Below are 6544 nucleotides of genomic sequence, written 5' to 3'. Positions count from 1 at the left end.
CCTCGATTCAGTCGATCCGGAGCATCCAGAGTCAGCTTAAAGAGCTTGACAAGGCGATTGAGCGCATTTTAGACGGCATTTCCGGCAACCGATTCCTTCGCTACTACCTTGTTGAAGCTGCCCACTCGGTAAAAAACCGCGACCCGGAATTCGGGGAGTACTACCGGAAGAAATTCAATGAAGTCCCTAAGCATCAACACAAACGTGCCCTCGTCTTAACGGCAAGAAAACTTGTGCGTCTGGTCGATGTGCTGCTACGCAACGACCAACTCTATACGCCCAGAAGGAAGGTGAAGCCGACAGAGCAATAATGCCTTGGCTCATGAATCCTCTTCTCTAATCCCCAGTTAAATTATGGTAATTAACTCCATTTTCAACTGGGTCTAGTTTGGCGATGCCTTTTTTGGGATTGATCCTGCTGCACGCCAAGGAAATTTTCCAATTCTCATAAATCAGGGACTTGACATCATACCGCTGGACTTTTTATTCGTTACTTCCCATGTAGATTGGTTTTGACCACCAAGAAGAATGACGGTTTTAGTGGTTTAATATCCGGCTGAGAAACACACGCGCCCTCTCCTCCCGCGGGCTGGTAAAAAAGTCGGCCGGCGCCGCCTCTTCAATAATCCGTCCTTGATCCATAAATACGATGCGGTCCGCCACTTCTCTCGCGAAGCCCATCTCATGGGTGACGACGACCATCGTCATTCCTTCCCGGGCCAGCGTTCTCATCACATCGAGCACTTCCCCGATCGTCTCCGGATCGAGCGCCGAGGTAGGCTCATCGAACAGCATGATTTTCGGCTTCATCGCCAATCCCCGCGCGATCGCGACGCGCTGCTGCTGCCCTCCCGAGAGCTGCGACGGATAAGCCTTCGCTTTATCGGCAATGCCCACCTTCTCCAGGTTAAGCATCGCCGCCTGCTCGGCTTCCTGCCTCGACATGCCGGCCACCTGTATCGGAGCGAGCGTTATATTTTCCAGCACGGTCTTGTGAGGGTACAGGTTGAAATGCTGGAACACCATCCCGATATTCCGCCGCAATTGATTGATGTCGGTGGATTTGTCATTGACCCGGACGCCGTCCACGATCAGCTCGCCGTCCGTAACCGTTTCCAAACGGTTGATGCAGCGCACCATCGTGCTCTTCCCGGAGCCGCTCGGTCCGATGACGACGACCACTTCCCCCTGCTTAATCGATAAGTTAATATCCTTCAACACGTGGAATTTGCCGTAATGTTTGTTGATTTGATGGAATTGAATCATTGCTTTCCCCCCTTTGCGCCGGAATGAAATCGGTGATAACAAACAGGTTAATGGGAAAACAACGGAAAACTACCGGATCCGACAAAATTAAAATAATAAAATTTGCAGAAAAATGTGCGGCGTTATGGATCAGGAGCCTGCTCTCCGCAGGCCGGGCACAAAAAAATCACCTTTAAGCCTCGGCTTTCAAGGTGATTTTCCGAACCTGCCTGCAACGCTACGATTCCGGTCCGCTTCGCAGAAGATGATGCTTCATGGCATACTCGACAAGCTGGCTTCTGCGCGTCACATTCAGCTTATTCATCATTCTCGTCTTATGCGTATCGACCGTCTTGATGCTGACCATCAATTCCCGGGCGGTCTCCGCCAGCGTATAGCCTCTGGCCAGAAAGCGGAGCACTTCGATTTCCCGCGGGCTCAGCAGCCGGTAAGGATCGCCGGCCTCCGCTTCGGGCGGCTTTTGGTTGAGCATCGACGACACCAGGATCCGCGTTTCCTGCGGCCGCAGGTAGACGTAGCCGCTCATCACCGAATCAATGGCCGTGTACAATTCTTCATCCACCGCCGCCTTCGGAATATAGCCGGATGCTCCCGCCCGCATAATCGACGTAATATAATCCTCATCTTCATGCATAGTGAGGACGATGACTTTCGCCTGCTCATGCCGCTGCTTGATCTCGGCCAGCACCTGAATGCCGTCCAGGCGCGGCATGCTGATGTCGAGCAGCAAGAGATGCGGGCGGACTTCCTCATAGAGCCGCAGGGCCTCCACGCCATCCGCGGCTTCGCCCACCACCCGGAAGGACGGCTTTTTGTGCAATAGCAGCTTCAAGCCTGCGCGGAGCAACGCGTGGTCATCCACGATCATGATCTTGACGGTCTGAATGGTCTGTTCCATCACTGTCCCCCTGTTCCAGTACTAGCGGGATGGACGCCCGCAGTTCGGTCCCGCCGGCACTCGTCGTTGTCACATGGAAGGAACCGCCCAGCAGTTCGGCTCTTTCCTTCATGCCGTATAATCCGATCCGCTGCTGCTCGCGCGCCCTGGCGAAATCTTCCGGCTCGATGCCATGGCCATTGTCCCGAATCGTCAATTGAACGCGAGAATCGGAGACGTCCATCCCGATCTCGATCCGGGTCGCCGCCGCATGCTTTACGACATTGGTCAAGCTTTCCTGCAAAATCCGGTACAAGGCGACCGCGATATGGCTGCCGATGGCGATATCCGCTTCGGGAACGGACAGCAGCACCGCAATGTTGTGCTTCTGTTCGAATTTTTGCGCATATTTCTTGATCGCGGAGATCAATCCCATATCGTCCAGAATCGGCGGTCTTAACTCCACCGCCAAATCCCGGATCTCCCGCAAAATTCCGGCCGCCATATCCCGGCTGGCATACAGCAGCTCCCGCTGCTCGGCATCCTTCGCTTCATCGGCCAGCACGCGCATCGTCACCATCAGCGACGTGAGCGCCTGGCTCGTCTCATCGTGCAGCTCGCGCGAGATTCTCTTTCTCTCATCCTCCTGCGCGGACAGCAGCTTCAAAATCAGCGTATCCCGCAGCCGGTCCTTGTGCTGCAGCTCGGTCAGCAGCTTCTCGACTTCAATGTTGGAGTCAATCAGGCTATCCGCCATTTCATTGAACGCCCGCGCCAGCTTCCCTACCTCGTCGCCGGTCGTCACCTTCGCCCGTAGTGACAGCTTCCCGGCCGATATTCCGGTCGCCACGGCAACGAGATTATTGATCGGCTTCGTGATGAAGCGGGTCACGTAATACGTAATGCCGGCCGTGGCCGCGCATACCAATAAGGCCGCGACAATCAGCTCTCCGATTTTCATAAAAATATAGGACCGTGCCTGCGTCTCCTCCATGCCGACGCGAACGAATCCGACATCTCCCCCCTCGATGGGAACCAGGATATCATGAATACGGCCTTCATCCGTTAGCAGCGTGGCCGCCTGCTGGCGGTTCGAGCCATCGGGCAGGTGCGCGGTCCGGATGCCTAGCGGCAGTTGTCCGGAGAAGGTGTCCCCGACCAAGCCGTTATTGCTGTTGATCACCAGGATGTAGCGAACATCTTCGTTCGTCTTCTGGGCCTGGGCGATGAGGAGATGAAGCGAAAATTGATCGTCCGTCAGAATATAATCCGAGCTCAATGCCGCGATATTTTGCGCAATATTGGCGCCGCGCTTCTTCAGCTCTTCCGCCATCATGCTCGTCAGCGAGTCCCAAATGATCGAGCCCAGGACCAAGGCCAGAAAGATCAGGGCCGCGAAGATGGTGCCGAATATTTTCTGGTTAATCCGAAGCCTCCCCATCCATCTCATAGGCGGCCTCGCGACATCGGCTTTTCTCTGTAAGCGGTCTCATACAACCGCGGATCGAAGGGCACGAATCGATCAATGAACAGCCCCTCCAGCGCCGGCTTCATCGCTTCCTGCTCATGCATGGACAGAAAAATGTCTTTTAACATCTGTTTCTCTTCCTCCGGCAAGCTGCTGCTGATGACAACCGGACTGGTGCCTGCCGGCTTCGACTTGGCGATAATATGCAGGGAATCGGCCAGCTCCGGATTTTTGCGCTTGGCCTGTTCATAGACCAGGCTGTTCACCGCCGCGGCATCCACGACCCTGTCAATGACGGCCTTAAGCGAGCTGTCATGATTGTAGGTATAGACGTAGCGTCCGAAAAAATGCTCCGGCGTTTCCTCGAATTCGGCCAGCCGCTCACTGATAAAAAAGTAGCTCGAGTAGCTCGCAGGATCGGTAATGGCGATGCTTTTCCCTTTCAAATCGTTAAGATCCGTCATCCCGCTGTCGCGATTGACGACCAGATAGCCATAATAATACGGCACGCCCATTCGTTCCTGCATCGCAATCGCTTCCAGCCCCTCGGCCTTCTTTTGCTTGTAGGTCAGATAGGCCCCTGACGACAGCAGAGCAATATCCGCCCCGCCATTCATCATTAACATGGTAATTTCATTATAGCTCTTGCGCTGAATCAGGATCGCGGGCCGGTTCAGCTTATCTCCTACATAATCGGCAATGGCCCGATAGGAATTGATCGTATCCGTCGGCGACAGCACGCTCGAAATCGCCACGCGAAGCGGTGGAGGCGAATCGTCTCGGGAATCGGGCGGCGCGTGTTCCGTCTCGGCGAACACAATCTGATAGCCGGAGCGCCCGGCCGTGCATCCCGATATCATCGCGGCAAGCAAAAGCAGAAGCAGCATTCCGCTTGCCCTTGGCAGCCTGTTCCTCCTATTCTTCATGGTGCGTATAGGCTCCCTCCCTCGACAACGCCCACCTCGGGGGCGTTTTTTTGCATCCCCAAGTATAGCATGAAAAGCATGCCCTCTCTATAAACGATGCCCTTTCCAACCGATTTTAAGAGTTTATGCCTATTCGTCCCGGCTGGTGTAGGATTTTTTCCGACACCGCCCGCGTTTTCTCCTACAAAAAATCAGAACTTTGCTGATAGTATCGCGGCTGGCCTAAGCCTGATAATGAAAAGCGAGGAATGCAAATGGAAGACAGGGAGGTACGATAACGCCGTGGACAGCCCATAGACATCGACATAGAGTCATCGCTCTTTCTGAAACCGGTTCCGCTAACCATTGGAATGCATCGTCCCCGCAATCATTGTTTTTTCATTTTGTTTATCTACAGCCAAGAATCGAGGTTGATCGCATGATTTCATTTTTGAAGCCAAGAGTAAGCGCTGCCAAGGTGCCGCCGGAGCAAGTCCAAAAAACGTATAAGCGCTTCCGGCTCCAATCCCTGCTGGGTGTTTTCTTCGGCTATATGGCCTATTACATCGTTCGGAACAATTTTGCGTTATCGACGCCGCATCTCCAGAACGATCTCCACCTCAGCGCGACGGAAGTCGGGCTGCTGAGCAGCTGCATGCTCATTGCGTACGGCATCAGCAAAGGCCTGATGAGCAGTCTGGCCGACAAGGCCGATCCGAAAAGGTATATGGCCCTCGGTCTTCTCATGTGCGCATTGGTCAATATTATGATGGGCTTCTCTACGGCATTTTGGATGTTCGCCGCACTCGTTATTTTTAACGGCATATTCCAGGGAATGGGCGTCGGCCCCAGCTTCATCACGATCGCGAACTGGTTCCCGCGCAGACAGCGAGGCGTCGTCGGCGCGATCTGGAACATCTCGCATAATGTCGGCGGCGGCATCGTGGCGCCTGTCGTCGGGGTCGGCTTCGCCATGCTGGGCCAGGAGCACTGGCAAGCGGCAAGCTATCAAGTGCCTGCGGCAGTCGCGATCGTGTTCGCCCTGATCGTATTGGCGCTGACCAAGGGCTCTCCGGTCAATGAAGGCTTGCCGCCGCTGAACGAGATCGTCCCGGATGAATCCGAGCCGGCCGCATCGGCCTCCTCCGCTTCCAAGCCGCCGGAGGATATGTCGGTCTGGCAAATTTTCAAAAATTATGTCCTGTTCAACAAAAACGCCTGGTTCGTCTCGTTCGTAGACGTGTTCGTCTATATGGTGCGCTTCGGCATTATTAGCTGGCTGCCAATCTATCTTTTGAACGTGAAACATTTCACTAAGGCGGAAATGAGCGTCGCCTTTCTCTTTTTCGAATGGGCGGCCATCCCTTCCACGCTCCTGGTCGGCTACATATCGGACCGGTTCTTCAAGGGCTACCGCATGCCGCCGGCCATTATCGCCATGACCATGATCTTCTTCTGCATCATCGGCTACTGGCAGAGCGGTTCGCTGCTGGTCACGACGATCTTCGCGGCCATCATCGGATGTCTGATTTACATTCCGCAGTTCCTCGCGTCCGTGCAGACGTTGGAGGTCGTGCCGCCCTTCGCCGTTGGATCGGCGGTTGGTTTGCGCGGATTTATGAGCTATATTTTGGGCGCATCCTTGGGAACGACGCTCTTCGGCTTCATGGTAGACCGGGTGGGCTGGAACGGCGGCTTCTACGTCTTGCTGACGGCCGTAGTCTTGTGCATTGTTTTCTGCATTCTGACCCATATGGGGGCCAAGGAAATGGAGCGCGCCAAGCAGGAAGCAGTGAAATCGTAAGCTGCGGTGTCCCAAAAGCGACTGCCGCTTATCATCAAGTCAGAGAAGCTCCTTCCGGGCAGATGCCCGACAGGAGCTAGACACCCCAAGACCATTTCATAATCTTTGGGGACAGGGCCGAATGGCTTGTGTATATTCGGTACGCCACTGATTGGCATACGATTTCGTTTGTACATAAAAAAATAAACAGGCCCCGTTTCCGCCTGAGCGGGCCGGGGCCTTAT

The 6544-nt window shown here is 54.6% G+C and carries 5 protein-coding genes and 1 pseudogene; 2 read left to right on the top strand and 4 right to left on the bottom strand.

Going from position 1 to position 6544, the window contains the following annotated elements:
• Positions 1-311 (top strand): annotated as a pseudogene (locus tag ABD76_RS23020) (hypothetical protein); the annotation flags it as partial.
• Positions 312-537: 226 nt separating this feature from the next.
• Here the strand turns inward: ABD76_RS23020 and ABD76_RS23015 are convergent.
• The 4 genes from ABD76_RS23015 to ABD76_RS23000 all read right to left on the bottom strand — a co-directional run bounded on the left by ABD76_RS23015 (position 538) and on the right by ABD76_RS23000 (position 4498).
• Positions 538-1266: an amino acid ABC transporter ATP-binding protein gene (locus ABD76_RS23015; RefSeq protein WP_197259384.1), complete on the bottom strand. Its 729-nt coding sequence runs from the start codon at positions 1264-1266 to the stop codon at positions 538-540.
• 217 nt (positions 1267-1483) lie between these two features.
• Positions 1484-2164 carry a response regulator transcription factor gene (locus tag ABD76_RS23010; protein ID WP_197259383.1) on the bottom strand — a complete coding sequence of 227 codons (681 nt, stop codon included), beginning with the start codon at positions 2162-2164 and terminating at the stop codon, positions 1484-1486.
• Entirely contained in the window at positions 2121-3593 is a 1473-nt protein-coding gene (locus ABD76_RS23005) for an ATP-binding protein (RefSeq protein WP_197259382.1), read from the bottom strand. Before ABD76_RS23005 ends, ABD76_RS23010 begins: the two co-directional genes overlap by 44 nt.
• A complete protein-coding gene (locus ABD76_RS23000) occupies positions 3590-4498 on the bottom strand; it encodes a substrate-binding domain-containing protein (RefSeq protein WP_197259381.1) in 909 nt (302 codons plus the stop codon). The genes ABD76_RS23005 and ABD76_RS23000 overlap by 4 nt, the downstream gene beginning before the upstream one ends.
• A 457-nt stretch (positions 4499-4955) precedes the next feature.
• On the opposite strand from ABD76_RS23000, the gene pgtP reads away from it, so the two are divergent.
• Entirely contained in the window at positions 4956-6320 is a 1365-nt protein-coding gene (gene pgtP, locus ABD76_RS22995; protein WP_197259380.1) for a phosphoglycerate transporter PgtP, read from the top strand.
• Positions 6321-6544: the final 224 nt, after the last annotated feature.

The organism is Paenibacillus dendritiformis, from assembly GCF_015845845.1.
GTDB classification, from domain to species: Bacteria; Bacillota; Bacilli; order Paenibacillales; family Paenibacillaceae; genus Paenibacillus_B; species Paenibacillus_B dendritiformis_C.
Note: the sequence above shows the minus strand (reverse complement) of the source record. Positions and strands in the feature narration are given on the sequence as shown.

Bases quoted from the DNA above. Each gene is read 5' to 3' on its own strand.
- ABD76_RS23000 (WP_197259381.1), bottom strand. From the start codon at position 4,498: ATGCTGCTTCTGCTTTTGCTTGCCGCGATGATATCGGGATGCACGGCC.
- ABD76_RS23015 (WP_197259384.1), bottom strand. From the start codon at position 1,266: ATGATTCAATTCCATCAAATCAACAAACATTACGGCAAATTCCACGTG.
- ABD76_RS23005 (WP_197259382.1), bottom strand. From the start codon at position 3,593: ATGAGATGGATGGGGAGGCTTCGGATTAACCAGAAAATATTCGGCACC.
- pgtP (WP_197259380.1), top strand. From the start codon at position 4,956: ATGATTTCATTTTTGAAGCCAAGAGTAAGCGCTGCCAAGGTGCCGCCG.
- ABD76_RS23010 (WP_197259383.1), bottom strand. From the start codon at position 2,164: ATGGAACAGACCATTCAGACCGTCAAGATCATGATCGTGGATGACCAC.